Origin of the sequence: Mesorhizobium sp. M0802 (genome assembly GCF_040320115.1) — a bacterium.
Lineage (GTDB): Bacteria > Pseudomonadota > Alphaproteobacteria > Rhizobiales > Rhizobiaceae > Mesorhizobium.
Genome location: NZ_JAMYOY010000029.1, coordinates 12,994 through 38,756, shown reverse-complemented (window position 1 = coordinate 38,756; position 25,763 = coordinate 12,994). Strand labels below are relative to the sequence as shown.

The window sequence follows — 25,763 nt, the reverse complement described above, 5'->3', positions numbered from 1 at the left end:
CGCGCAAAAGGCCGGACATATGAGCGCAAGCGATCCGATCAACTATCTCCCCAAATCCTTGCAAGCAGGGGGCCGTCCACATATGAGCACCCGTCGACCGACAAGTTGCCGAAGACTGATCGGCAAACTGGGTGCAGGCCGCCCGGGGCATTCACAGGCGTCCTAGTACCCGCGGGCCGCCAGCCGCCGGGGAAACGGACTTTTTGGTACCTAAGGGCATGGCTGACGGCAGAGGGCGCACAAGGCGCCCTTCATTTCAGCTCGATGTCAGCAATCCGCTTCGCCTTCCCCTCAGAAGCGGTAGGTGACACCTGCACCTATCAACCAGGGATCGAGAGCGGCCTTCCCCGTCAGCTTCGCGCCGTCCACCGTGACGTCGAATTCTGGTTTTAGGAAAAGCTTCTTCACGTCGAAGTTGACGCCCCAGTGCTGATCCATCATGTAGTCGAAGCCGACCTGCAGCGCGGTGCCGAACGTATTCTTAATCTTGAGAGCATCGGCGCTGCCGGCATCCTGGTTATAGAAGATCGTGTAGTTCACGCCGGCGCCGACATAGGGCTTGAACGCGCCGAAATCCGTAAAATGATACTGCAACGTGAGCGTGGGTGGCAGCAGCCAAACCTTGCCGATATTGCCCAGCCCGCCGATCGCTCCTTGGCCCTCGATGTTGGCATAGGTGGTGCCGAGTATGAGTTCGGCGGCGATGTTGTCTGTGAAGAAATACGAGATATCGAGTTCCGGAACCACCGTGTCTGAATAGGAAAGACCGGAGCCGGGCACCGTATTAACGTAGCCCGAATCCTCAGTGATGACCCCCAACGCGCGCAGGCGGATCTGCCAAGGGCTAGGCCATTCCGTGAACGCGGCTCCCGCCTGCGGGACGCTCGCGGCTTGCGCAAGGTCGGCCGCGACTGCCTGCTGTCCCGCCAGCATCAGGACGATGGCCGCTGTTACGCCACGTGCCACGCCCATTCGCTTTGTCTCCATGATGTTCTCTCCTTGTCGTCAGAAATGATACCTGCATTATGACTAATACTGATAGAGTTACTTAAGGTTGACGGAGCTCTAACTCTATATTGCGGGAATGTGTGCACACATAATTTTGTTGTGCTCACATCATCGAAGTTGTTCTTGTTCGAGGCCGACCAATTATCGAAGGCCATCGGCGTGCCACACGATCGCACTGCGAAGGAAATTGTTGCCGATGGCAATGAATGCGGCCGCTCGCGATGGTCCTTGCCGCAGCTATGTCCGCCCGCGCTGGGCTCATAGAAGTAGGCGGGATAGCCAAGAGCCTGCAGCTTTGCGGCCATCTTACGCGCGTGGCCCGGGTGGACGCGGTCGTCCCACTTCGTAGTGGCGAGCAGGATCGACGGATAGGCGGAAGGATGATCCCGGCGCCACAGTGCGCGCGGATTCCGGCATCTTGCCAGAAATTGTAGAGGTACTGGCCGCGGCGCGTGATCACGGGAACCTTGTCAGGACGGTCGAAGATCGTTGTCAGGGCGTCGTGGTCGTGATCGAACTGTGTTCCACCGAAGTGCCTCAGGGTCCTGGCCGACTGGCTGGGGGCCCAGGCAAGTGTCCGTTCAGCTTCTACATCTTCGAGCCAAAGATAGGGATCATCGTCCGGGGCATTCAGCGTTAGGCGGAAATCGAATACGGTCATGTCCGGATAACGTGAAGAATGATGCCGACTGGAAAACAGCCGCAACGTCCTGTCGGCTCGGAAAGGCCCAGTTTTCGCGGCTGCGACCGCATGTTCGGCGAGCTTGATCATGGCATGATTTCTCCTCAGTCCTTGCCGCAGCGCGTTGCGGATAGCCTTGCACGTGTCGTGCCAAACGAGAAAACCATTTCACAACAATGACATGGCTCTGATTGCGGCGTGTCTCATGTCCGACTTTGTCGAAGACCCGACAACGAGTGCAGCCGTGACCGCCTCATAGAACCTCCTGTGCGAGCTCGGTGGGCACTGCGGAATAAGCAGTGAAGCTCACCGCGAAACTGGCCGAGCTTCGGATCGACACCGGCGACGCGGCGATCGACGATCACTACGTCGCCGGTGTCGGGCGCGGCACAGCCTGACGAGCTCCGCGGCGGCGATTATCAAACACTGCGTTTACGATGGCTCCATCCTGGCCCACCGGTGGGCGCGCAAAAGACCGCTTTGCGGCCTCATCCCTCCGCCTGGATTGAGGCGCAGCGACCGAATGGCGCACGTGCTTTTGGAACCGGCAGAGTGGTCATGACGCTATTGTCTTCAGGCTATCTTTCCAGAGATTCGACAATCCAGTTGGTGAAGGCCCATATCGCGCGATCATTCATGCGCTTAGGTCTGGGCATGCGCCCATCCGCAACCATCTCATCAAGAGCATCCAACACCAACACAGAGAATTGCTTCCCCATGAGAGAGGCCTCGCGGCGGACATAAGATTGCGTCACTCTTCATGATCACGGCCTCCGAGGATGTCGGGATCGAGCCAGTGCAACGGCACGATAGGGTGAAGGATCTGGCAGCTCTGCAACTGCCGACCTCGATGGACAAGGCATATCGCGATCTGTCCGGCAGAGACAAAGGCTCTGCACTGTCCGTTCATGAAGACTTCGTGTTGGTCTACATAAGAGAAGTATTCTGGTGCAGAAGGTGCCCGATTAGCTATTCGGAAAAAGGCGACATCGACGTGCAAATCGGGCGCCCCCGTGAGGCGTCCCCCTCAATGTCGGATTTACGACAGGATCGTAAATCCGCCAACCCATTGTTTCTAAAATTTTCCTTCTCTGGCACGGCCCATGCATGGGACTCTGCGAACGCATCAGCGAGACTTCTCCATGGTCATGCGCACCGAAAATGCCGTCGCCGCAGTGAAAACCGCGCTCTCGCCTGCTTCAAGCCGGCGAAGCCGGCGCGTCGTGGTTGATGCGGGCGATTACGCCGGCTTCAAACACCTTAATGGGCCTGGAAAGCGTGTCGCGTGACGGCGACGCGGGCATCCAGAGGGGCGGAAAGGACATACGTCCTTGCCCCAGGTCGCCGGCATGAGCCGTCGATTGTGACCGCGCTGGAATGCTCGGGTCTACATTCGCCGTCCCGAACGCGCTGGACAAATTCTGGCAAATCCGGTCGGCACCGGGGCTCGATAACGGCCGCGAGGGGGAGCCCAATCGCTGTGGCCGATATTCGCCGCGATCAACCCGCCGAGTGGGAAAAAACCTATAGGAGCAAAGCAAGTGGAGCTATCTTGCATTGGAGTCGGTGCTGGGCCGTCTAATTTGAGTCTTGCGTGTCAGATACACGAGCAAATTGGGCTAGGGGCGCTGTTCCTGGATCGCCAAGTCGACTTCCGTTGGCATCCAGGCATCGCTTTCGATTCCTCAGAGCTCCAGGTGAGCCACTTCAAGGATCTGGTCACGCTGGTGAATCCGCGATCAGCCTACACTTTCGTAAACTACCTGTACGAGAACGGGCGTCTGTACCACTTCCTGAACGCACAGTTCGAGGCTGTATTCAGAGCTGAGTTTGAGCAGTACCTGAACTGGGCCTTCGACAGGAACCCACTTGTCCGCGGCGGCGAGACCGTGCACGAAATCCGCTTTGACGGCGAGTTCCGGGTGCGGACGGATAAGGCCGTTCTCGGCGCCAGAAACGTCGTGGTTGGCATTGGCAAGCAGGCGCAAATTCCGCCTCAGTTTCAGGGCTGGATTGGACGCAACCTGTTCCACTCATCTGTTTTACTGCACATCCACCCTGAGGTGCCGAGAAAGCATGTCTGCGTGGTTGGCGGAGGCCAGTCGGGAGCCGAGGTGATGTTGCACCTTGTCGGCCTGCCGAAAGAACGGCGGCCTGCCTCGATCACTTGGGTCTCGCAGCGCGAAAACTATCTGCCTCTGGACAACAGCCCGTTCACAAACGAGTTGTTCATGCCCTGCTTTTCGGATCGTTTCGCAGCGATGAGCGAGTCGGAGCGTAAGCTGCTCCTGCGGCGTTTCGTGCTTGCCTCGGACGGCATTTCGGAAAGCACGTTGCGCGCGATCTATCAGGCGCTGTACCGCCACGCATTTTTCGAGCCAAACCGATCCGACATCACACTGCGGCCGGGCTGCACCGTCTCGCACTGCACCAACGCCGGCGCGGGTCACAGGCTGACCCTGCAGCACGGCATGGTCGAGGTCGAAGAAGTCACGGCTGACATCGTCATCCTGGCCACCGGTTACGAGAACGCGGTGCCAGACTTCTTGGAACCCATCGCGCACCGGCTGGAGCAGATCGACAATGAATTTGCGATTCGCGAGGATTTTTCGGTGAGCTGGGACGGACCGCATGACAGACGCATCTTCGTACAAAACGCGAGCCTCGGGCAGCGCGGCTTGGCCGATCCGAACCTAAGCCTGCTGGCCTGGCGCGCGCGCCGCATCCTCGATAGCCTTCTTGGGCGCGCGCCATGCGCGAACCCCGAGCATCCTGGCTTCATCAGCCATACCTCGATCGAGAGCTGGCCCGCCCCCGCAGCCGAAGAAATGGGCAGCGGGATATGACTCGTAGACTTTTGATTATCGGCGGTGGCATCCTAGGAATGATGTCCGCCTCCGCTGCGACGAAGGCCGGAGGCTTCTCCGAAGTCATCGTGACCGAACAAGTCCTTGGACCAAGCGGCGCATCGCATTATTCTGGGGGCGTGCATTTCCCGCACGGTTGTCAAGACCGTACCAGGTCGCTCACTCGAAAGAGCGCTGTGGTCTTGGCGGCCATGGCTGGGTCGGCGGTCAGCGGATGGTGCCGGCCTTCAGGGATGCGTGTCGTGGCTGGACCGGGTGAAGCGATTGATCCGGCCCAGTTTACGGAACCCCTGGACCCGGCTGAGCCTGACATAGGCAGTCTCGCGCCGAGCTTCTGGGGACAATATCCGCCGAGCGGAACGCACTTAGCATCGCCGTCCCGCATGACGTGAGTCCGTCTCCGTGGACCCGCAACTTGACCAGCGCCCGACTGCCCTAATTGGGATGTCCGACCAACCAGTCTTTCCAACAGGAGGCTTTTCGCATGTTGACTGATGCACAAAGAGAAAAGTGGCAGAAAGACGGATACGTCAGGCTCGAAAGGTTCTTCGCTCCAGCGGCTCAGGAAGATATCTCTACTTTTGTCGAAGATATGTCACGCTGGGATGTCAGCGATGATAAATGGCTCATGTGGTTCGAGAAGACGACGGACAATCGAAAGATCATCTCCAAGATCGAGAATTTTCTCGACTTCCATGATCCATTGCGTCGTTTGCTCTTAGAAGATCAGCGCATAAAGTCAGCGGTCGAGGATTTGCTTGGCGAAGAGTCGCACAGGCTCAAGGAGTTGCTGATTTTCCACTACCCCGACAGCGGCGGCTATCTCCCGCATCAGGACATTTATCACATTCCACACAAACTCCCCGACCGGATGGTCCATGCGGTGGTTGCCATAGGCATCGACGACTCCGACCCGGAAAACGGCGGGCTTTTCTTCAGCCCCGGCAACCACAAAAAGGGGGTCTTTCCCATGGATGCCGGTGGGGTGATCTATCCTCAAGTCGCCGAAACGTTCTCCTGGGAACCCGTAGTATGGAAGGCTGGCGACATCTTCATCTTCGACGATTACGCACCGCACTACTCACGACCGAACAAAAGCAATCGTTCTCGGCGGACACTCTACTTGGCGTTCCAGCGTGCCTCAACCGGTGGGCCGACCCGCGCTGAATATAACGTGCTTAAGCGCGCCCTTAACCCGCCCGAGGGTAAAGTGGCCGATCTCGACAATCTCAAGCCCCCAAATGGCATCTTCTATCGCGATTGAGCTCACGCAGCCAGGCGGAGGCATGCACACGAAACTGATCGACCGCTCAAAAAATGCGCGGAGCGTATGGCTGTCTGATTTGCGGGGTCGCGGAGCATCGGACGCTTTGGCACGTGGATTGTGGAGATGGTCGCAGGCGGTCTTCTGTGTGCCTACAGCCCGATTAGCGCCCCCTTGGTCGCCCGTCTGCCGGCCCAGAGCTGCACTATCCTGGCCGGGCCGCCAACGGGTCGGGCTGCCGTTTCTCTCCATGAAGTGCACTTGAGGCTGTTCGTTGGCAGCCGAAGGTCCGTCCCACTCTTCAACAGCTTAGGTTCGTTGTCATGCGCAAATACACCTTTTCTCGAACGGAGCTGTCGCGAGCGTTCGGTATCGACACGGCCACGCTTGGAACGGGCAGCGCTCGCACGGGGTTTTCGTTCGGAAAGGTTGGACCCGGGGTCACATCCGAGCCCCATCGGCACGACGAAATCGAGGCCTTCGTGGTCCTGTCTGGTGCGGGCAAGGTCACCACCGACCTTGGGGAAATCTCGGTCGAGGCTGGCGACGTCGTCCTGTTCCATCCTTTTGAAGCGCATGTGCTGCGCAATGACGGGAACAAAGACCTGGATTTCGTCGATGTCTACTGGCGAGACGGCGAGGCCGCCCTTGATGCCGCTGCAAAGACCACGGCTCCACGCGGGCCGACCTTCGTCTTCTCCGCGCCGCCAACGCCAAATGGCGATCTGCATCTGGGGCATCTTTCTGGCCCCTATTTCGGCGCCGACGTCTATACCCGTTTCCTGCGCATGAAAGGAGTCGAGGCGTATCACCTGACCGGAAGCGACGATTACCAGAGCTACGTCGCGACACGCGCCGCTACCGATCAATGGACGCCTGCAAACGTGGCGCGCTACTACTCCGATGAGATTCGCGCCACGCTTTCACTTCTCGATTGTGACGTCCACAGCTTTCAAGCCACAATGGGCGATGACGGTTACCGCGAATTTCAAGCTGCGTGTTTCCGAACTCTTCTGAGCAGCACGGCGGTAGATCTGCGCCAGAGCCCTGCGCTTTTCGATGCTGTGACAGGCCAATATCTTTATGAGCCGGATGTTAGAGGCCTCTGTCCCGATTGCGGCGGCTCCGCCGCCGGCAACATCTGCGAGGAATGCGGCGCCCCAAACCTTTGCCACGACCTGGGTGCAGCGCGGTCACGACAGTCTGCCGAAGCGCCGCTGGTCGGCTCGCTCCGCCGTCCGGAACTTGCCCTGGACCGCTGCTACGACAATATCGACCGGCATCTAAGGGCATCAGGCGTTCCGCTACGCATCTTGGATCTCTTCGCGCGCCTACGCCAACGCGGCGAATTTTCAGTCCCCATTACCCACCCCTCGGACTGGGGCCTGCCGGCCGAAGGGTTCCCGGGGCAAGTGATCTGGGTCTGGCCGGAGATGGCCTTCGGTTTTCTTTACAACATCCAGGCGCTCGGCCGCTCGCTGGGTCGCGACTGGAAGGCGGAGGTGCCCGGCAGCGATTGGCAGATTGTCCATTTCTTCGGCTTCGACAATTCGTTCTTCCACGCGCTACTCTACCCCGCTCTTTACGCCGAGGTCTTCTCCCACTGGACGCCGCGCATCCACTATCACGTCAACGAGTTCTACCTGCTCGACGGCAAGAAGTTTTCAACCAGCTGCCGCCACGCGGTCTGGGGCAAGGACGTTCTGAGCCCAAAGACAGTCGACGTCGTGCGCCTCCATTTGGGCCTGACACGCCCGGAAGGGGAGCGGACGGATTTCACGCTGGACGGGCTGCGCCGCACCGAGAAGGAGGTCTTCCAAGGGATTTGGCTGAACTGGCTTGATGCGTTGGACCAGGAAATCAAGCAGGATTTTGCCGGCCGTGTACCCGATGCAGGCGACTGGAGCCCAGTCGACCGCGCCTTCTTTGCTCGAATAGAGATCTATCGCGCGGCGATGGAGCGGGCATATTCGGACGAAGGCTTCTCGGTGCGGCGCGCGGCCACTCGGGTCTGCGAATTCGTGCGGGATTGCGTGATGTACCGTCGGGCGCGAAACTATGCGGCGGCGCGACGTTTCTATCCCGCCCGCAATCGGACTTCGCTAGCTCTTCAGACAGCGGCCGCTGCGATCCTGGCACCGACACTCGCTCCGCTGATGCCCCGATTCGCCAGAACGCTGGCGCGAGGCATCGATGGCGTCTCAATCGAAACATGGCCCCGGTCCGTCCAGCGCCTTGCGCCCGGGACGCGCTTTGATCTCGGACCCGTGTTGGTGTTCTACGCCAAATCCGGCAATCCTCATCTTAATGAGGAGGAAGCACTATGAGCCCAAAGATGCATCAGTGAGCTACCCAATCTTGACTAAATGCGAGGCAATCAAAGCCGATATGCCAAATATCTTGACTCGCTGCCGCTGGCGACCGAAGCCGCTATCAAACGATAGAGACCAGATTAGCGGACCTGAACCAACGCGTCGTCGACAACCTGACCTGCGCCTTGGAGGACCGGCCGGCCGATCGCTTCCCAGCCCTTGCTGTTCGTGCCGCAAATGCTGTGTGGGCTCGACTGCGCTGACCATCCTCTTCGGCATCGGCATTTCCGTCCTCCAGCCGGCAAAGGCTGTCATGCGGTTCGACCCGCTTGGTCAAACTGGCGCCCTGGATCGTGCGCCGATCAACAATGCGAATGCCTGCCTGATGGTATCTTCGGTTCTGTCCGAGCCTGTACCGGCGGGGCCGTCGGCCGAAGAACAACTGAGCTACTGACAATCGGAATATGGCAGGTCAAATTCTGCCCACGAATACCAGCGTTCACGAAGCTATGGTGCACAAGCTACCAACCATACCCGCGCAACGACAGCCCGTCGCCTGTAGATAGTCGGCGAGGGCCACTAAATCGCAAGCGTATCCTCCGTACATTGCGCGCCGTCTTCGCCGACATGCAGACGCTTGTCTCGTCGAGAGGCGCTCCTCAGGATTGCGTGTTGCTCGGGTACGGAGCCGCCCCTCAGTTCCCGATCGATCCTACAATTCACATATTTGGAGATCGCTCGCTAGGTTACCCCGTCTGTGAACCCTTCAAGCCGATGTTCAGATGCCGCCCATGCAGAGATATTTCATTTCGAGGTAGTCCTCGAGGCCATGGCGGGATCCCTCCCGCCCGATCCCGGACTGTTTTATCCCACCGAACGGCGCCGCTTCCGAAGACATCCGGCCGGTATTTACCCCGACCATTCCATATTCCAAGGCCTCGGCGACACGCCAGACACGCTTCAGGTTAGAGGCATAAAAATAGGCCGCGAGGCCGTAGATCGTTTCATTGGCATCACGCACGACCTGATCCGCATCTTTGAAGCGAATAATCGGTGCGAGCGGCCCGAATGTCTCTTCGCGCGCGACGGTCATCTCGCTGGTGACACCGGTCAGGACCGTTGGTTGGAAAAACGTGCCATTCGTGCCGATGCGTTTGCCCCCGCATCGAATTGCGCCGCCTTTAGCTACGGCATCGGCAATATGGGATTCAATCTTGGCCAAAGCCTTCTTGTCGATGAGGGGTCCTATGTCCACTCCGAGCGCGAAACCGTCACCAACTTGAAGTTGGCGAGCCCGTTCAACGAATTTCTCGACGAACTCGTCGTGAACGCGCGACTGGACGTAAAGGCGGTTCGCTGAAACGCAGGTCTGGCCGGCATTGCGGTACTTCGCCTGGATCGCACCGTCAACCGCGGCATCGATATCGGCATCATCGAAGACGATGAAGGGTGCATTGCCGCCAAGCTCTAGGCTGACTTTTTTGATCTGGTCCGAGCACTGGCGCATAAGTAAGCGCCCGATCTCAGTAGACCCGGTGAAGCTGATCTTGCGGACCTTGGGATTTGTGCAAAGTTCGCGGCCGACCGCGTCACCTTCGGACGCATAGATCAGGTTGACGACGCCTTCGGGGAAGCCTGCCTGATGGGCGAGGGCGAACATTGCTCCAGCCACGAGCGGCGTCTGTTCAGCGGGCTTGAGGACAATCGTGCAGCCCGCCGCCAAGGCTGGCGAGATTTTGCGCGCCACCATCGAGGCCGGGAAATTCCATGGGGTTATCGTGCCGACCACCCCGATGGGCTGCTTGATCACCAGCATTCGGCGGTCCGTCGATGGTGCGGAGATCGTCTCGCCATAGACGCGATTTGCCTCCTCGGCGTACCATTGCAGATACGCCGCAGCATGCGATATCTCCGATTTGGCCTCGGCAAGCGGCTTGCCCATCTCCGCGGTGAGAATTGCAGCGAGATCGTCGGTGTGGTCGATGATCAACTCATGCCATCGCCATAGAACATCGCTGCGCTCACGGGCGGTAAACCCTGCCCATCCAGGCTGCGCGACATAGGCCATCTCGATTCCAGCGCATGTCTCTTCGACTCCCATGTCAGGTAGTTCTGCCAGCACTTCGCCGGTCGACGGGTTGAGGACCTCGAATGTCCGCTCGCTCATCCGCGTGCCAAGTGCCGGCAGGCGATCGATGGGTCCAAACAGGTCAGGGGATCTCAGGTGACGGATCATCGGCGGGCACAGGGGCAATCGGTTTCCTCCTCAACGCCAGGCGTATATAGCAGGTTCGGGGTGTAGTCCGGACGTCCAAGCTCCTCATAGGACCTCGGCCAGACAGCTAGCAGACCACAGTTGCCAACTGGAAAGGGAGAATACCTGAATTCGCTAGAAGATGAGTCGCCGTTCTACTAGCCGGGCTCGACCGGCGGTTGCGCGCGGGCAGGTCCGGCCCGCGCGCGCACAACCCTGCCAAAGGTCTTCGCGGCCAGCGCCTGGTTCTACGTGCCGGCCACCGCGTCGTTCGGTCGGCAATATTTGTTGTAGATCGTGAATGCGTCGGTGCCGTTCAGCTTCTCCATCTCCTGTATCCAGCCGTTGACCGGAATGCGGTAGGGCTGGTTCGGCCGCAATGTCGCGTTGACCTCCTCGTCCAGCAGACCTGCGGGTTCGTCTCTCTGCGCCAACGGCGCTCCTCCAGGATCACTTTTCGCTCGGTCTTGATATCATCCTCGTTGAGGATGAGGTTGAACATGCGATCGGCCTCGAAGCCCATCATCTCGCCCAAACGAGTCATAGGCGGTGAGGGCGTTATTGTAGCCGCCACTCACTTAGACGGCTCGGTGAACTCGCTGTCGGCGCGGTTGGGCGTCGCCCTAAAGATCAGACGCTCGAGGAAATGGGCAAGTCCGGATTTGCCGGGTGGCTCGTCGGCGCTGCCGACCTTGTACCAGACCATATGAGTGATGAATGGCGCGCGATGATCGGGGATGTCGACCCTTCCATGCCATTGCCGAGCAGGAAATCCGTAATCATGCCGCCGTCAGTGGCGGCCAGAGCGGGAGCGGTCGTCGCCAGGGCTAGGGCGGTGGCAGTGAATGCCTTGCGCAGCCAGGGGGCGATCGATGGCTCCGGTTCGAAAGGAAAGTTTCGAGGCAGTGATTTGTTCCTCATTTTCCTGAACGGGCTGCGTCTTCGATCCCCGTGGGAGGATCGGCGGGCAGGCCGAGCCAGATGAATCATGCGGCCAAGGCTCACTCGAGCCTCATCTTGGGAAGAGCCCAGGAGACCGGCGGCGGTGTTCTTGGGGGGATGGTCATTGGATGGATTTTCCTTGATCCGCGACGCCTTGCGGACGACCACGCATGCACCGTGCCAGATCAGAAAACATTCGAGGCATGTGGACAAGTCAGTCTGACATGTTGTGCATCCGACATTGTGGGCCATCGAACAGGGCTGAAGGCGACGCGAGCACGGCTGAGAATATCCTTCATTGGAAGACGCTTGGGCGCGCTGCTGGGGAATGGGGACAGGATGCGCTTCGAAGGCCGCTGCACCGACGGTCAGAATTGAAATGTTGTCGCTCCAGCGGACCGATGTCCTCGACAGTCAGACCGGGCGGTGCTGAAGGGTAGAGGCGTGAGCAGCGTAGCCAAGTGGGCGCGGACCCAGCTCGCGCGCGAAGACGGACCTGAAAAAAAACGGCGGGTGGCGACATTCGCGAGGCGCTGGAGGTCGTAGGACTGGGCGGGAAAAACGATGCCGTTGCTCTCTTCTGGCGTGATGGCCTGCCGGGAGGCCGTTGAACTTGGTGAGTTGCTGCGGGAAGGGGAGTGTTTTCGCGGGGACCTTGGTCAACGTAAGAAACAAACTTCGAGCTCGCCTTGGATGGGGGCATGCAGCACATTTGCCGCTGCAGGACAGCAGCACGGAAGCTGTCCGCGCTTGCCGTCGTCCCTGGGCACCAAACAGCAGAATTTAGCGGTCGCGATTGATTTCATGTGCGTAAAATACCGCCTGGTGCGCTCGGCTGCAAATGCATGCCTGGCGGAGTGGTCGCTTAGGTCAAGAGCATCGCGTGAGTAACAGCCTGACCTTGCTCAATCTGATGCGCGCTAACCGCCTCGCCGGATTGTGGAACTGCTCGCGGGTGGCTTCTACCACAAACAGCAAGGTCATGAAATCAAGCAGGAAGTCGTCAATCGCTTGGGCGATTGTTTCTGACTTGCCCTTGAACTGGTCCAGCAAAACGCGCGCGCTATCGATCGCTTCCACGCTGGTCGCATCGATCAACCCCTCGACCCTCTTGAAACAATCCAACTCGAAACTCCTTAAGGCGCTCCCAAGGTGTTATGCACGAAGGCAGCTCCGTGAACTACCCGGCCTTTTGACCTGGCGGCACGAGCAGCGGTCGGCCTTACGTCCCGCGCCTCCAAACACGAGCCATCGACGTGGCGCTGAGGAGCGTTGGAAGAAATTGGGCGCTTCCGGCCACGCTCGAGCGGTAGTGTGGACAGTGCTTGCTGGCGGCTACGCCCACAATGGAGTGCGCCAGCTGATCGGGGCTTAACAATTTTTCGCTTTTTACTGCGCCCAACTCTCGGCTATGACTCGGACAGGCCTAATGGCCTGCCCACGTTGCATTGTAAAAGAAGGAACAAGTATATGCCGACTGGAACGGTAAAGTGGTTCAACAGCACCAAGGGGTTTGGATTTATCCAGCCCGACAATGGCGGTCCGGATGTTTTCGTCCACATTTCCGCTGTCGAACGCGCGGGCCTCTCGACCCTCGCTGACGGCCAGAAGATCAACTATGAGATCGAGCAGGATCGCCGCACTGGCAAGTCCTCCGCTGGCAGCCTCAGCAAAGCTGGTTGAAATTTTCTCCTGCGAAGTCGCAAGAGTGGGCGTGTAGGCCCGGAAGTGCTCACTGCCGCTCGATAGGGACGAGCAAAAAGTGAGGGCAGCAGATTGCTGTATGGGTCGCGAATTCCTCATGAAACAAGTTCTTGGAAAGGAAGGCGGGGTTGGCCCCGCCTTTTTTATGCGACGCCCAGACCAAGCCGACGGCTGCAACGCTGCAGAAGGAATTTCAATTGCCGCAATCAAGCCGCGACCTTCTTGCGAGTTCGCTTCGTCGGCACCGGCGCTTCCGGCTCTTTCGGCGCTTTCGGTTTGCGGCCGAGCCCCATCGTTTTCGCCAGTGACGAACGCTTCGCGGCGTAGTTCGGCGCCACCATGGGATAATCCACCGGCAGACCCCATTTGGCCCGATATTCACCCGGCGTCAGCCCATAGTGGGTCGACAGATGGCGCTTTAAAGATTTGAATTTCTTCCCGTCTTCAAGGGAGATGATGTAGTCCGGTGTCACCGACTTCCTGATCGGGACTGCAGGCGTAAGGGCAACCGGCTCTTGTGCAGAGATACCTCCGGCCGTCGCTCTCAGAGCCGCATGCACTTGGCCGATGAGGGCAGGGAGATCCCCCACCGGGATCGGATTGTTGGACACGTAGGCCGACACGACATCGGCGGCAAGCTCAATGAGGGTGTCGACGTTTTTTCCGGCTTCTTCTGTCATGAAACTCTCCAGGCGGTGAAACATAGTCAGCGAAGCGTCGCTTCATAGGGCCGGTTGCCGCTGAAAGCAACAATGTCTCTGACTGCGTTATTGCCAATGCTCGTCCAGAAGCGACATCGATGCGCCATATTTCGCGGCGTGACCGCTGAGCCACTCGTTGTTGGCGACCCTGCCGAGGTGCGTGGCGCGTGCCGCTCTAACTTAGCGCCGAAGTCGCTAGTAGCCTCGAGGCTAAGCGCGCTGTTTTTGTCTCGCTTTGCTTCTTTGGACTGTGAAATCGAGCGATAGTGGTCGCTTGATGGTGGGCGTCAGGGACGATGGAACAAACGTTCATTGGCAATGGCCAAAGTGATGTAAGTTCATCGCCGGTGAGCCGCTCTTGCAAAGGGGCTGGGAACCGCCGCTGATAAACCTAGGACATCAATGTATTTCGAGGCGTTTCTTAGCCGGTCCTGGAGAGGCGGCAATGGCTGCGGATGACACCTGTTCCACGATATCAAACAGCGCGGCGACCGGCAGCTTCTCGAATCTGGAGCGGCTTCTCGCAAGTTGGCGCCGCGCCGAGAGGCCGGGCAAGGACAGTGAGCCGCCTGCATCAATCATACGCATCAACCAGCCAGCGACGCGTCCTCATACAGAATGCCGCGACCGGCCGTGTGATCTCGCCGGTAGTCGCCGAGGCCCTCTGCATGAAGCCTCCGGATGTGCTGACGATCAACCAGGCCAGAAAGGTCGACGTCCTGAAGCAGGGATGACATGAGTTTGCCACTATGCGCAGGCTTGCCTTGCCCTTCCGCGGCATTTTGCGGGGCCTGTGAGTTGGGCAAGCTCGGCACTTCGATCGACTTGGCGTCACCCGGCTCATCGCCATCACGCGTTTCGGTCTGGTCCTACGCCGTGACGTTGACTCCGTTCGCGATGCCATTGAACTGCCGTGGAGAACGGCCGAGGCGGAAGGGCTGATCAACCGCCTGAAGACGATCAAACGTACCATTAGGCAGCGCCGGCTGCGAACTCCTTAGGCACGCATGCTGCCACTCAGCCGGCCTAATCACCACACGAAGCGAGGAAGAACCTGGTCAAGTGCAAAGCGACAATTGCCTCGACAGCAGGTTCCGGAAGGTTTATGCTGCCCGATGTTACCGCAATCCTGAATGGCGATTGAAGTACCTTCACGAGTGAAGGGAGTGGAACTGCTTTGTCGGCCAAATTGTTGACGGAACGCCCGGCGCCCATTGTTGCTACATGTCTAGATTCTTGGGGCGTTTTGGATGATGCAATCCACCACCTCACTCCAAAGGGCAGTGGAATCTGGAACAATGTCGCTTTTGTACGCACGACATCCTTCGTGCCCGATTGGCATATTGTCTTTAACTCTGCTTCTCTTTTTGGGCTCCCTGTTGATATCGAGGCGAGCCCCAACAGGACAATTTTTGCAATCGGCGAACCGCCGACGAAAGCTCATCGTGCATTTCATGAAGGGCAGGGGAAAAATACTATCGTCCTGACGTCTGACGCAGAGCTGGTTGCTCGGCAGAATGCAGCTCGCCGATTCGTTTTGTCTCCACCGATCACTCGGTCTTGGTCTGTAAACAAGACATATGACCAACTTCTGGTCAGCGAAGTCATGGATAAGCCACTTCGGCTCTCATGGATTACCAGTAACATCGCCCTGCTTAAAGGACATCGCTATCGGCTGGCGTTTCTGGAACGGCTAAGAAAGGAGCTCGATTTTGACCTGTTCGGCCGAGGTTTTCGGCTGATTGGAGATAAATGGAACGCACTCGCACCTTATCGCTACAGTATAGCGTTCGAGAATACTCGTGCTGATTACTATTTTACAGAGAAGCTTATGGACTGCTTCGTCGCTGAAACAATGCCGATCTATTACGGCAGCCCGGCAATCACGAGGTTCTTCCCTTCGGACTCTATGGTTCTGATTGACCCAGAGGACAAGAACGTAATCCAAAAAATTCAAGAAATTATCAACTCAGACCTCTGGAAGGAACGTCGCGGCGCAATAAGAGAGGCGAAGCGGCTAGTCCTCGAGAAATACAATACGTTTGCCTATCTCGCGGGCTTCATCGAAAGCGTTCAGGATAAACCCTTACCGCCAGAAATTATACACATCGAATCGCCTGAAGTTGATTTTTCGATAGACGAATGAAGTACTCCAGCGCTCGCTCCGCGTGCCCGGCGGTTGGTGGTCTCACGAGATCGGTGCGGAACGCCCGGCGGAGAATGCCTGCTGCGCAAACGGGCCGGCACGGGCGCACAAGGTCATGCGCCCCGGCTGCCGCTAATCAGACGAACTGGGGAAGGCCAGGAACGGAATTGAGGACCTCGTCCACGAGTTCGTCGCCGGCATGTTCCTTGGCGCAGGCGATCGTCTCGTTGGCGAGGGCGGCGATCTTTGCCATGCTGAGACCCTCACTCATCAATTGCTGCCCGAGCCCCATAAGGCCGCCACCCTCTGGGTCGTCCCCATGATACTTCGCTACTAATTCCGAAGCTCCCGGAATGGCCTCGATCATGCGCGCGCCGGGACCGTCGGCCGCGTGGCTCCGCAGGAAACCCAGCATTAACCCAACGGCCTTCTCTGCGACAGCCGGGCCGATGCCGGCACCAGTGGCGATGCGCGGTAAGATTTCTTCCATGCAGGGTCTCTCTCTCTTTGATTACGTTTACAAGGGGCCGGTCCGGCGCCCCGCGCCTTTGGCCGAACCACAATTGAACTCCACAAAATAGGCCAGCGGAGGTGCTATTGCGCCTAAAACCGCCTCTGTCAACGCAAGCTGCGTCGGACGTGCGTGTTTCCCAAACCGAAGATCATTCCAATTCACTTCATTACGCACTGGCAACCGCACAGTTTGCCGTGGCTCGCTTATGAGCCAATGCCCCGCGCCCGTCAAATGATGACGACAACATGGTCATCGCCTAGGATCTGTGGATCAAGGTGTGAGGCAGTTGCAGCGGGTGGACCTGCTCAAGCGCCGCGCCATCCTCGCGTGATGGGATGTTCGTAGAAGCGGAGCTATATGCCGGTGTGACGATCGATGAAGGCAGAACGGCTATTCCGCTACGACCTCCATACTGTCGCATAGACCGTCGCTGCTTAGGTATTGAAACCGCCATCGCTGGTGACATCACAATGTGCAGTCGGCGGGTGTCGACAAGGCCGATTCACGCAATCAGCAGGTCAGGAGGAACGAATGAACCCTGACGTTTCAGAAGCTCACTTTTCGCGAGGCGTGCAGCGCACATCGTGCAAGAGATTGCCAGTCTTGCGGATGCTGTCGACTTTCTCAACCTTGGCTGGAAGATCGCAGTGACCGAATCTACGAAGCCGCCCTCAGGGCGTGCTTTGATGCATAAAACCGGTTGCCAACCAGGGATACTCCTCCTCCCTGAAGTCCAATCGAGAAGAGCGATCACTTCCAAGAGGGTCCCAGCTCAGCTGCGAAAACAGGTGTGAGACCCCGTCCTCTCCCTCAAGCTGATCTAGCTCAGGGCGTTCATGAGCCGCAGATCGCATAATGGCTGCGTGGACGACGCAGGAAGACCAATTATGAAAATCCTATTCAGTACGATGGCTGTCACCTTGCTGGCACCCACCGCCTTTGCTGCGGATTGGATCCCCACCGACCTCAGAGATACGGCATTGGCCACCTTCACGGCTTTGCCATCCACCACGCCGACAGTCGCCAATAACCCGATCACCCCGGAAAAGATCGCTCTCGGCAAGGCACTGTTCTTCGATCCACGCGTCTCGGCGTCAGGCGTCTTGTCGTGCAATTCATGCCACAACCTGGCCACCGGCGGCGACGACAATCACGAAACCTCGATTGGCCATGGTTGGCAGAAGGGACAGCGCAACGCGCCGACTGTACTGAACGCTGTCTTCAATATCGCCCAGTTCTGGGATGGTCGTGCCGAAGACCTGAAGGCTCAGGCGAAGGGACCGGTCCAAGCCGGGATCGAAATGGCCAATACACCGGGCCAACTCATCGCCACTCTCAAGTCCATGCCGCAATATGTCGAGTGGTTCGATGCAGCTTTTCCGGCTGAAGCCGATCGGGTCACCTTCGACAACTTCGCCAAGGCGATCGAAGCCTTCGAGGCGACACTGGTCACACCTGCCCCGTTCGACAGCTTCCTGAATGGTGATGAGGTTGCCATGACTTCCGAACAGAAACAGGGCCTGGTGCTTTTCATGGACAAAGGCTGCTCGTCCTGCCATGCCGGCATCAACGTTGGTGGGCAAGCCTATTACCCATTCGGCCTCGTGGAACGGCCCAGCGCCGAAGTCCTGCCGGACAAAGACAAGGGCCGATTTGAGGTCACCAATGCAGCCGACGATTCCTATGTCTTCCGCGTGGCGCCGCTGCGCAACGTTGCACTCACCGCGCCATACTTTCATTCGGGCAAGGTTTGGGATCTGAAACAGGCCGTCGCCATTATGGGGACCACCCAGCTCGGCGTAGTACTGGCGGACGAAGAAGTTGACCTGCTTGTTGCCTTCCTCAACTCGCTGACCGGAGAGGCACCTGACGTCGCCTATCCCATCTTACCCTCAGAAACGGCGACAACGCCCCGGCCTGTAACGCAGATCTCAGGAAAATAAGGGCCAACTGGCCGCGGACTCGCAATCGAAAATGATTGGCGATTTTTACTTGGCGACACGAATTGCGACGTCCATCTCCGAATTGGCGGGACGCTAGCGATACCCGAACCCTGCCACCTCGCCCGTAGTCTGCGCGATCAACTGGGGGCGGACAGACGCAGCACCATATATTGTCCTGAGCGAACGCGCCAAGCAGTCTACTTTGAGAAACGACGCGTGTCCGATTTGTTCGAGGCGCGGGGCCTGTATGTCCCCAAGGAACCAATATTATAGCGTAGTGCCACATTTATATTTCTGCGGGATTAAGACACGTGCCGTAGGGAAATTGCACATTTGCGCCGAGTGGCTCATTTCCAAGAGTGTGCCGGTTTGGCATGTTCACGGCCGACAGGAGCCAGCCGGTAGCTCACCACACGGTGAGGAAGGAGAAGCCTCAAGCCACTTTCTCCCGGAGCGCGCGCGCTGCAGCGACCATGTTAATGAGGGCAGGGCGGACCTCCTCCCACTTGCGTGTTTTGAGGCCACAGTCCGGGTTTACCCACAGTTGGCCGTCGGACAGTCGCTCGCGGGCAAGCATGATTAGGTCCGAAATCTCGCAGACCTCCGGCACACGTGGTGAGTGAATGTCATAGACGCCGGGACCGATCTCGTTCGGATATTTGGAGCTCGTGAAGGCGTCCAGCAGTTCCATCTTGGAGCGCGACGTCTCGATCGAAATGACATCCGCATCCATTCCAGCGATCGCGTCGATGATCTCGTTGAACTCCGAATAGCACATGTGGGTATGGATTCGAGTCGCGTCCTTTACACCCGTTGAAGCGATCCGGAAGCATTCGACAGCCCAGTCGAGATAGGCTTTCCAGTCAGATTGGCGCAGTGGCAATCCTTCGCGAAACGCGGCCTCATCGATCTGGATCATCCTTGCGCCGGACCTTTCGAGATCCGTCACTTCGTCGCGGATGGCGAGCGCGATCTGGCGGCAGGCTTCGGAGCGGGGTACGTCGTCTCGAACAAAGGACCAGTTGAGAATGGTCACTGGGCCTGTGAGCATTCCCTTCACAGGCTTTTCCGTAAGCGACTGGGCGAATTGCCACCAGCGCACCGTCATCGGATTGCGCCTCGATACGTCCCCGAAGATGATGGGGGGACGCACGTAGCGCGACCCATAGCTTTGCACCCAGGCATGCTGAGTGAAGGCGAAGCCGGACAGCTGCTCGCCGAAATGCTGTACCATATCGTTTCGTTCGAACTCACCGTGCACCAGCACGTCCAGCCCGATCTCTTCCTGCCAACGAATTGCTGACTCGATCTCCTTCTTCAGGAAAATCTCGTAGTCGACATAACTGAGCTGGCCCTTCGCATGAGCGGACCGCGCGCGGCGTACCTGCGGCGTCTGCGGGAAGGACCCGATTGTCGTCGTCGGGAACGGCGGCAGCCCGAGCGTGCCGGCCTGGACTCTGGAGCGCTCGCCAAAAGCGCTCTCTCGTCGTTTCATGCTACGGTCAATGCTGGCGATCCGCCCCTCAACAAGCGGGTCATGGATCTTCGTGGACGTCAAGCGAGTGGCGGCAGCCTCGGCAGAAGCTTTCAACGCGGCTGCCACCGCATCCCTGCCTTTGGAAAGGGCCCGGGCCAGCAAGACCAGCTCGTCGGTCTTCTGGGCCGCGAAGGCGAGCCACGACCTGATGTCGGCCTCGAGTTCCGTCTCCATGCGCAGGTCAATCGGCACATGCAGCATCGAGCAAGAAGGCGCGATTTCGACGCGGTCCAAGGGCCAGCCGGCGACGATCGGTTTGATGCGGTCGAGAATGGCGGGCAGGTTCGCACGCCAGACGTTGCGGCCATCGATCAAGCCGAGCGAGAGCACCAGATCCTTCGGAGCGAGCCGACCCACCGTTTCCAGCTGCTCGGGAGCGCGCACGAGATCAATATGCAGGCCGGCCAGGGGCAGAGAAACCGCGGTTTCGAGATTGTCTCCCAGCGACCCGAAATACGTAGCCAGCATGATCTTCAGCTCGGGCGCGGCTTTCGACAGCTGGCCATAGGCGAATTCGAACGCAGCTCGTTCGTTCGGGTTCAGATCGAGGACAAGCGCTGGCTCATCGATCTGCACCCAGTCGGCTCCCGACAGCTTCAGCCTCTGCAGGACTTGCTCGTAAACGGGCAGCAGCCGCGGTAGGAGCGCGATGGGACCGAACCCTTCGGCACGCGATTTCGCCAGCTTGAGGAAGGTGATGGGTCCAAGGATGACTGGGCGTGTGTGAATGCCGAGAGCTTTAGCCTCGAGGAAGTAATCGACCGGCTTCGATGACGAGAGGGCGAACGTCTGATCATCATCGAGTTCCGGCACAATGTAGTGGTAGTTGGTGTCAAACCACTTGGTCATTTCCATCGCGGTTACACCAGGTCCATGAGCCTCCTCCTGGTGACCAGCGTGTCCACAATCCTCCGTCTGACCCTGGTTGCCGCGCGCCATTGCGAAGTAGATGTCAAGTGGGACCTCGCCGCTATTCCAGCCGTACCGGGATGGAATGGCCCCGACCATGGCTGCGGTGTCGAGCACATGGTCGTAAAGCGAGAAGTCGTTCGACGGGATTTTCGACACGCCGCGATCGCGCTGCTCTTCCCAGCTAGCGGCTCGGAGCGCCTTCGACGTCGCAAGAAGGTCGCCAGCGGACGATGTTCCGGACCAGTAGCTTTCGAGGGCGAATTTCAGTTCTCGCCGACGACCGAAGCGCGGCACGCCGAGCGTTGCTACAGGAATTTGCTGAGAGACAGTCATGTCATACCCCGATGGTTGGGGGCGTCGGTGACAAGGAAGGCGCTAGCAGGCCGGCACGCCGGTTGCAGCGGCCACCGAGACACCCCGCCCGTGGACGTAATTCGCCGTGGCAGGTCTCTGGCTCGCGGGGTCATAGCCTCTACCCGTCTTCCCGAGGGTATTCGCCTCAGTGAGATGAGTGGATTGGCTCGCCGCTAACAGTTGCGGGGGCAGCGCCGGCATCGCACCGGCTTCCCTCTTAGCTTCGCTGCGGCAGCGCCGCACGCGAAGAACCACGACACGCAGACAATCACAACAATCCGCTCTCCTGTCAATGACGCATAACCAAATGTTTATGTCGTTATGCGATCGCGCTTTTACGCTTGTCTAACATTGTGAAATATTCAGTCGCCCATTGGCTGCGCTGCTGCGCTGCCACCATTGTCCAACTAATGGATTCCTGTCGGGCTGCGACATCCCTCGCAGGTCGCCCATGAAGGATTTCGGACAAGACTTCAAGCGCGTGACAACGTCGTTAGAATGCAGAAGATCGCAGCGAGCTTTGACACAGTTCCGCCACTGCGGTCATCGCGTCAGTAGGGCGGCTGGTTAGTTGCCCGCGCATCTACAGCAACCCAGCCCGTTCCGCCTCGCGGCGCAAATTCTGCCGCGGCCTTGGCCCGAGCTGCTGGATCACCAGCCCGGCTGCCAGCGACCCGAGATCGCCGCAATCCTGCAGGCTGCGTCCGGTCGTGTAGCCGTAGAGGAAGCCAGCGGCGTAGAGGTCGCCGGCGCCGGTGGTGTCGACCAGTTCGCGGATCGTCGTCGCCTGGATGGTGACGGTCTCGTCGCCGCGCACGATCACTGAGCCTTTTTCGGAGCGGGTGACGGCGGCAATCTTGCAGTCCTTGCGGATAGCCGCCAGCGCCTCGTCGAAGGATTTTGTCTGGTAGAGCGACTTGATCTCGTGGCTGTTGGCAAAGACGATGTCGACAGTGCCCGAGCGCATCAGCTCGAGGAACTCGTCCCGGTAGCGGTCGACGCAGAACGAATCCGACAACGTCATCGACACTTCGCGTCCGGCCTCGTGTGCGAGCTTCGCCGTCTGCCGGATCGCCTCCTTGGCGCGCGGCGGATCCCACAGATAGCCCTCGAAATAGGTAACCTTGGCGCCGGATGCCTTGTCGGCCTCGACATCCTCAGGGCCAAGCTCGACGCAGGCGCCGAGATAGGTGTTCATCGAGCGCTCGCCGTCGGGCGTGACGAAGATCATAGAGCGCGCCGTCGGCGGCTCGCCCTTGAGCGGCCTGGTGTCGAAGGCGACACCCTGTGCATGGATATCGTGCGCATAGATTTCGCCCAGCGCATCGTTGGAGACCTTGCCGAAGAAGGCGGCGCGTCCGCCGAAGCTGGCTACGCCCGCCGCCGTGTTGCCGGCACTGCCGCCGGAGGCCTCGATCGCCGGGCCCATGCGGCTGTAGAGCAGTTCGGCGCGGCGCGTGTCGATCAGGTTCATCGCGCCCTTGATGATGCCGTTGATCTCGAGGAATGCCTCGTCGCACTGGGCGATGATGTCGACAATGGCATTGCCGATGCAAAGCACGTCATAATCCGGCATCAATGTCTCCGCCAAAAAACCCGAGCCGGCTTCTCGCCACGCCTGCCAGGCGCGGGTCTGCCCGGTGGAAATGGGCTTTCCGCTTGCCAATCCGTTCGCCGGCGGCTTCTCACGGGGCGGCGAGTCCTGCCTCGCGACGCAATTCGTCCGCCCTGTCTGTCTTCTCCCAGGTGAAATCAGGCTCTTCACGGCCGAAATGGCCATAGGTCGCTGTATTGCGATATATAGGGCGTAAGAGATCAAGCATCTTGATAATGCCTTTCGGTCTGAGATCGAACAACTCAAGAATGAGGCGCTCGATCCTGCTTTCCTCAACCCTGGCTGTCCCGAACGTGTTGACCATGACGGAAACCGGACTGGCCACGCCGATTGCGTAAGCAAGCTGCACCTCGCACACGTCCGCAAGTCCGCTAGCGACGATGTTCTTTGCGACATAGCGGGCTGCATAGGCAGCCGAGCGGTCAACCTTGGACGGGTCCTTGCCCGAGAAGGCGCCGCCACCATGACGACCCATCCCGCCATAGGAATCGACGATGATCTTGCGTCCAGTGAGACCGCAGTCGCCGCGCGGCCCGCCGACTACGAACCGCCCCGTCGGGTTGACCAGAATTCTGATGCCTTCCGTCTCCAGGTGGGTCGGCAGGACAGGCTTTATGATTTCCTCAATGACGCCCTCGCGGACAGTCTCTTGCGAGACCTGCTCGTCATGTTGCGTCGACACGACGATGGTATCCAGGGCGACCGGGCGCAACCCCTCATAGCGCACTGAGACTTGGGATTTCATGTCAGGACGCAACCAGCCAAGCTGTTGTGCCTTCCGGACATACGCCTGCCGTTTCGTCAAGCGATGAGCGAGTTGGATCGGCAAAGGCATCAGGGTATCGGTTTCGCGGCATGCGTAGCCGAACATGAGGCCCTGATCTCCCGCTCCCTGCTGGAGGTCTTGCCCTCTTCCCTCGTCAACGCCTTGGCTGATGTCGGGCGACTGCTCGGTGAGGGCATGAACGACGGAGCAACGCCGGCCGTCAAAGCCGACGGCCTCGTCGTCGTACCCAATGTCGAGAATCGTATCGCGCGCAACTTGGCTGTAATCCACCTGGGCATCGCTGGTGATCTCGCCAGCCAGAACGACTATCCCTGATTTTACCAACGCTTCACAGGCGACGCGCGCCTTGGGATCTGTGCGGAGGATGGCATCGAGGATGGCATCCGAGATGTTGTCGGCCAACTTATCCGGGTGCCCCGCGCCAACCGATTCGGAAGAGAACACGAACTGCCTAGCCATGAATACCTCGCTTCGGATGTTGGATGTGGGATGGGCATTTTGCTTGGCCCACCTTACTTGTCGGAGATGCCCGGGACCTCGAACGCAGCGCACAAGTCGGCAACGTCTCTTCGCACGCAGGCATGGAGATCTTCGTCGTCTGGCCGCTGGAGGACGGAGTCAATGAAGCCAGCAATTTGCACCATTTCCACATCGCGCATGCCCATTGACGTCACTGCTGGCGCCCCCAGGCGAATTCCGCTTGTGACCGCCGGATGCCGCGGGTCGCCAGGCACCATATTAAAGTTTGTGATGATTCCTGCCTTTGCTAGTCGCTCGGCATAGGCCTTGCCCGATAGTGGCCGATCGCGAAGATCAAGGATCAGCATGTGATTGTCCGTCCCCCCGGTAACCAGGTCATAACCTCGCTCAAGCAGTGCATGTGCCAGAGCCTTGGCATTCTTGACCGTCTGTTGGCCGTAGCCTCGGAAGGACGGGTTCGCGGCTTCGTGCAAGGCAACCGCTAGCGCAGCGATGGCATTCATGTGAGGTCCGCCTTGCAGGTGAGGGAAGACCGCCCGGTCTATTCGTCTGGCGAGATTGTATTTGCTCTTTGTATGGTACAGGGCCTGATAGCGATCTTCGTTCCTTGACAAAATGAAGCCACCGCGGGGACCGCGGATCGACTTATGGGACGTGCTGGTGACCACGTCGCAATGGCCCACGGGATTCGGGTGCGCTCCCGCGGCAATCAGGCCGCTGATGTGCGCAATGTCGGCTACGAGATAGGAGTTCGCTTCCAGGGCAATTTCTGCCATTGCCGCGTAGTCAAAGACACGCGGGTAAGCAGTTCCGCCGACCCAGATGAGCCGCGGCCGTTCCCGCTTGGCTGTCTCGCGCAAGCGGTCATAGTCAATCTGCTGTGTCGTTTCATCCAACCCATAGGGGACGCGTTGATAGTCAGTACCGGAAAAGTTGATGGCCCAACCATGAGTCAGATGGCCCCCTTCCGGAAGGGGCAAGCCCATGACTTTGTCACCGGGACTCAAAAGCGCACGATAGACAGCCTGGTTGGCCGGCGAGCCGGAATAAGGCTGGACGTTGGCATGCTCGCTGCCAAATAGTGTTTTCAAGCGCTCAATGGCTAGCTTCTCAAGCTCATCAACGATCTCGTTTCCAGCGTAGTAGCGCGCACCGGCGTACCCCTCGGCGTACTTGTTCGTGAAAATCGAGCCGTTCGCTTCAAGCACGGCCGAGGACGCAAAGTTCTCTGAGGCGATTAGCTTGAGGGTCGTCCGCTCCTGCCGCTCCTGTCTCAGAAGCAGCTCGTGAACGCGGCGATCAACCGCGGCCAAGGAAGACCGCCCGTGAGTGTCGGGCTGTGCGATCGGGCCGTCGGCGGAGTTGTCCATGGTAGCTTCGCGCTCCAATTGGATTGACCTATTTCACGATCAAGCACGCGGTCCCCTTCGGCCGCGTGTGTCGTACCGCTTCGAGCCGCTGCAGGTCCTGTTTATGATAGCCGTCGCGATGGGGCAGGAGATCGATCAATAATTGAACCAGCCCGCCGTCGTTGGATCCTGCTTTGAGATGGTACGAGCGCCACGGAGGCTGTTCGTTGCAGCAAAGAAAGTCGGCTCTGGCGAGCAGCCGGACGTGTCGCGCAACCCGCTCTCGGCATAGACCCAGAATCTCGGCTAGCTCGCAGACAGTTAGGTCTGCATGCGCACAAAGGCCCAGGATTCGAAGGCGCTCAGAATGCGCTGCCATGCGTAGGCGACTG

The 25,763-nt window shown here is 59.0% G+C and carries 20 protein-coding genes, 1 pseudogene and 1 riboswitch; of the genes and pseudogenes, 9 read left to right on the top strand and 12 right to left on the bottom strand.

What is annotated here, in order from left to right:
* Nucleotides 1-291: 291 nt before the first annotated feature.
* Together NKI10_RS28530 and NKI10_RS30960 are read right to left on the bottom strand one after the other, a co-directional pair.
* Nucleotides 292-987, bottom strand: a complete 696-nt coding sequence (locus NKI10_RS28530; protein WP_023820140.1) for an OmpW/AlkL family protein — start codon at nucleotides 985-987, stop codon at nucleotides 292-294.
* A gap of 162 nt (nucleotides 988-1,149) precedes the next feature.
* Nucleotides 1,150-1,379: pseudogene (locus NKI10_RS30960) on the bottom strand (prolyl oligopeptidase family serine peptidase); the annotation flags it as partial.
* Between the two features lie 308 nt (nucleotides 1,380-1,687).
* Here NKI10_RS30960 and NKI10_RS28520 point away from each other — a divergent pair.
* The 6 genes from NKI10_RS28520 to NKI10_RS28495 all read left to right on the top strand — a co-directional run bounded on the left by NKI10_RS28520 (nucleotide 1,688) and on the right by NKI10_RS28495 (nucleotide 8,587).
* A complete protein-coding gene (locus NKI10_RS28520; protein WP_155924291.1) occupies nucleotides 1,688-1,870 on the top strand; it encodes a hypothetical protein in 183 nt (60 codons plus the stop codon).
* Between the two features lie 580 nt (nucleotides 1,871-2,450).
* Nucleotides 2,451-2,921: a hypothetical protein gene (locus NKI10_RS28515; RefSeq protein WP_352862445.1), complete on the top strand. Its 471-nt coding sequence runs from the start codon at nucleotides 2,451-2,453 to the stop codon at nucleotides 2,919-2,921.
* A 310-nt stretch (nucleotides 2,922-3,231) separates the two neighbouring features.
* Complete coding sequence (locus NKI10_RS28510; RefSeq protein ID WP_352862444.1) at nucleotides 3,232-4,536, top strand: lysine N(6)-hydroxylase/L-ornithine N(5)-oxygenase family protein; 1,305 nt, start codon at nucleotides 3,232-3,234, stop codon at nucleotides 4,534-4,536.
* A gap of 505 nt (nucleotides 4,537-5,041) precedes the next feature.
* Nucleotides 5,042-5,821, top strand: a complete 780-nt coding sequence (locus tag NKI10_RS28505) for a phytanoyl-CoA dioxygenase family protein (protein WP_352862443.1) — start codon at nucleotides 5,042-5,044, stop codon at nucleotides 5,819-5,821.
* Between the two features lie 323 nt (nucleotides 5,822-6,144).
* Nucleotides 6,145-8,148, top strand: coding sequence for a class I tRNA ligase family protein (locus tag NKI10_RS28500; RefSeq protein ID WP_352862442.1), 2,004 nt, complete (start codon nucleotides 6,145-6,147; stop codon nucleotides 8,146-8,148).
* 229 nt (nucleotides 8,149-8,377) lie between these two features.
* The gene (locus NKI10_RS28495) at nucleotides 8,378-8,587 is read left to right on the top strand and encodes a hypothetical protein (protein WP_023690577.1); all 210 of its coding nucleotides are present in this window, start codon (nucleotides 8,378-8,380) and stop codon (nucleotides 8,585-8,587) included.
* Between the two features lie 324 nt (nucleotides 8,588-8,911).
* Here NKI10_RS28495 and NKI10_RS28490 read toward each other — a convergent pair whose 3' ends face one another.
* The 4 genes from NKI10_RS28490 to NKI10_RS28480 all read right to left on the bottom strand — a co-directional run bounded on the left by NKI10_RS28490 (nucleotide 8,912) and on the right by NKI10_RS28480 (nucleotide 12,427).
* Nucleotides 8,912-10,369 carry an NAD-dependent succinate-semialdehyde dehydrogenase gene (locus tag NKI10_RS28490; RefSeq protein ID WP_352862441.1) on the bottom strand — a complete coding sequence of 486 codons (1,458 nt, stop codon included), beginning with the start codon at nucleotides 10,367-10,369 and terminating at the stop codon, nucleotides 8,912-8,914.
* A gap of 266 nt (nucleotides 10,370-10,635) precedes the next feature.
* Nucleotides 10,636-10,821 carry a hypothetical protein gene (locus tag NKI10_RS30955; protein WP_023690579.1) on the bottom strand — a complete coding sequence of 62 codons (186 nt, stop codon included), beginning with the start codon at nucleotides 10,819-10,821 and terminating at the stop codon, nucleotides 10,636-10,638.
* Between the two features lie 140 nt (nucleotides 10,822-10,961).
* On the bottom strand, nucleotides 10,962-11,093 hold the full coding sequence (locus tag NKI10_RS30950) for an insulinase family protein (protein ID WP_023690580.1): 132 nt from the start codon (nucleotides 11,091-11,093) through the stop codon (nucleotides 10,962-10,964).
* Nucleotides 11,094-12,199: 1,106 nt separating this feature from the next.
* Nucleotides 12,200-12,427 (bottom strand): hypothetical protein, encoded by a 228-nt coding sequence (locus NKI10_RS28480; protein ID WP_245260682.1) that lies wholly within the window; start codon nucleotides 12,425-12,427, stop codon nucleotides 12,200-12,202.
* A gap of 372 nt (nucleotides 12,428-12,799) precedes the next feature.
* Here NKI10_RS28480 and NKI10_RS28475 point away from each other — a divergent pair, with 372 nt between their 5' ends.
* Nucleotides 12,800-13,012 (top strand): cold-shock protein, encoded by a 213-nt coding sequence (locus NKI10_RS28475; RefSeq protein WP_023679670.1) that lies wholly within the window; start codon nucleotides 12,800-12,802, stop codon nucleotides 13,010-13,012.
* Nucleotides 13,013-13,239: 227 nt separating this feature from the next.
* Here the strand turns inward: NKI10_RS28475 and NKI10_RS28470 are convergent, their stop codons facing one another.
* A complete protein-coding gene (locus tag NKI10_RS28470; protein WP_023702968.1) occupies nucleotides 13,240-13,713 on the bottom strand; it encodes a Ros/MucR family transcriptional regulator in 474 nt (157 codons plus the stop codon).
* Nucleotides 13,714-14,911: 1,198 nt separating this feature from the next.
* Here NKI10_RS28470 and NKI10_RS28465 point away from each other — a divergent pair.
* Complete coding sequence (locus NKI10_RS28465; RefSeq protein WP_352723900.1) at nucleotides 14,912-15,880, top strand: glycosyltransferase family 10 domain-containing protein; 969 nt, start codon at nucleotides 14,912-14,914, stop codon at nucleotides 15,878-15,880.
* Between the two features lie 136 nt (nucleotides 15,881-16,016).
* On the opposite strand, the gene NKI10_RS28460 is transcribed toward NKI10_RS28465, so the two are convergent.
* On the bottom strand, nucleotides 16,017-16,370 hold the full coding sequence (locus NKI10_RS28460; RefSeq protein WP_023671848.1) for a hypothetical protein: 354 nt from the start codon (nucleotides 16,368-16,370) through the stop codon (nucleotides 16,017-16,019).
* Between the two features lie 911 nt (nucleotides 16,371-17,281).
* Here NKI10_RS28460 and NKI10_RS28455 point away from each other — a divergent pair.
* Nucleotides 17,282-18,337: a cytochrome-c peroxidase gene (locus NKI10_RS28455; protein WP_023671847.1), complete on the top strand. Its 1,056-nt coding sequence runs from the start codon at nucleotides 17,282-17,284 to the stop codon at nucleotides 18,335-18,337.
* A 433-nt stretch (nucleotides 18,338-18,770) separates the two neighbouring features.
* On the opposite strand, the gene metE is transcribed toward NKI10_RS28455, so the two are convergent.
* From metE to glyA, 4 genes are all read right to left on the bottom strand, one after another.
* The gene (gene metE / locus NKI10_RS28450) at nucleotides 18,771-21,119 is read right to left on the bottom strand and encodes a 5-methyltetrahydropteroyltriglutamate--homocysteine S-methyltransferase (protein ID WP_352862440.1); all 2,349 of its coding nucleotides are present in this window, start codon (nucleotides 21,117-21,119) and stop codon (nucleotides 18,771-18,773) included.
* Nucleotides 21,120-21,210: 91 nt separating this feature from the next.
* A riboswitch (cobalamin riboswitch) is annotated at nucleotides 21,211-21,411 on the bottom strand.
* A 312-nt stretch (nucleotides 21,412-21,723) separates the two neighbouring features.
* Nucleotides 21,724-22,716, bottom strand: a complete 993-nt coding sequence (locus tag NKI10_RS28445; RefSeq protein ID WP_352800679.1) for an adenosine kinase — start codon at nucleotides 22,714-22,716, stop codon at nucleotides 21,724-21,726.
* 109 nt (nucleotides 22,717-22,825) lie between these two features.
* Nucleotides 22,826-24,001 (bottom strand): methionine adenosyltransferase, encoded by a 1,176-nt coding sequence (gene metK / locus NKI10_RS28440; RefSeq protein WP_023693516.1) that lies wholly within the window; start codon nucleotides 23,999-24,001, stop codon nucleotides 22,826-22,828.
* A gap of 53 nt (nucleotides 24,002-24,054) precedes the next feature.
* Nucleotides 24,055-25,392: a serine hydroxymethyltransferase gene (gene glyA, locus NKI10_RS28435; RefSeq protein WP_352862439.1), complete on the bottom strand. Its 1,338-nt coding sequence runs from the start codon at nucleotides 25,390-25,392 to the stop codon at nucleotides 24,055-24,057.
* Between the last annotated feature and the right edge of the window lie 371 nt (nucleotides 25,393-25,763).

Coding starts and splice junctions, on each gene's coding strand:
- NKI10_RS28530 (WP_023820140.1), bottom strand. CDS start 987: ATGGAGACAAAGCGAATGGGCGTGGCACGTGGCGTAACAGCGGCCATC.
- NKI10_RS28520 (WP_155924291.1), top strand. CDS start 1,688: ATGATGCCGACTGGAAAACAGCCGCAACGTCCTGTCGGCTCGGAAAGG.
- NKI10_RS28515 (WP_352862445.1), top strand. CDS start 2,451: ATGATCACGGCCTCCGAGGATGTCGGGATCGAGCCAGTGCAACGGCAC.
- NKI10_RS28505 (WP_352862443.1), top strand. CDS start 5,042: ATGTTGACTGATGCACAAAGAGAAAAGTGGCAGAAAGACGGATACGTC.
- NKI10_RS28500 (WP_352862442.1), top strand. CDS start 6,145: ATGCGCAAATACACCTTTTCTCGAACGGAGCTGTCGCGAGCGTTCGGT.
- NKI10_RS28490 (WP_352862441.1), bottom strand. CDS start 10,369: ATGATCCGTCACCTGAGATCCCCTGACCTGTTTGGACCCATCGATCGC.
- NKI10_RS30950 (WP_023690580.1), bottom strand. CDS start 11,093: ATGGTCTGGTACAAGGTCGGCAGCGCCGACGAGCCACCCGGCAAATCC.
- NKI10_RS28475 (WP_023679670.1), top strand. CDS start 12,800: ATGCCGACTGGAACGGTAAAGTGGTTCAACAGCACCAAGGGGTTTGGA.
- NKI10_RS28470 (WP_023702968.1), bottom strand. CDS start 13,713: ATGACAGAAGAAGCCGGAAAAAACGTCGACACCCTCATTGAGCTTGCC.
- NKI10_RS28460 (WP_023671848.1), bottom strand. CDS start 16,370: ATGGAAGAAATCTTACCGCGCATCGCCACTGGTGCCGGCATCGGCCCG.
- NKI10_RS28455 (WP_023671847.1), top strand. CDS start 17,282: ATGAAAATCCTATTCAGTACGATGGCTGTCACCTTGCTGGCACCCACC.
- metE (WP_352862440.1), bottom strand. CDS start 21,119: ATGACTGTCTCTCAGCAAATTCCTGTAGCAACGCTCGGCGTGCCGCGC.
- NKI10_RS28445 (WP_352800679.1), bottom strand. CDS start 22,716: ATGCCGGATTATGACGTGCTTTGCATCGGCAATGCCATTGTCGACATC.
- metK (WP_023693516.1), bottom strand. CDS start 24,001: ATGGCTAGGCAGTTCGTGTTCTCTTCCGAATCGGTTGGCGCGGGGCAC.
- glyA (WP_352862439.1), bottom strand. CDS start 25,392: ATGGACAACTCCGCCGACGGCCCGATCGCACAGCCCGACACTCACGGG.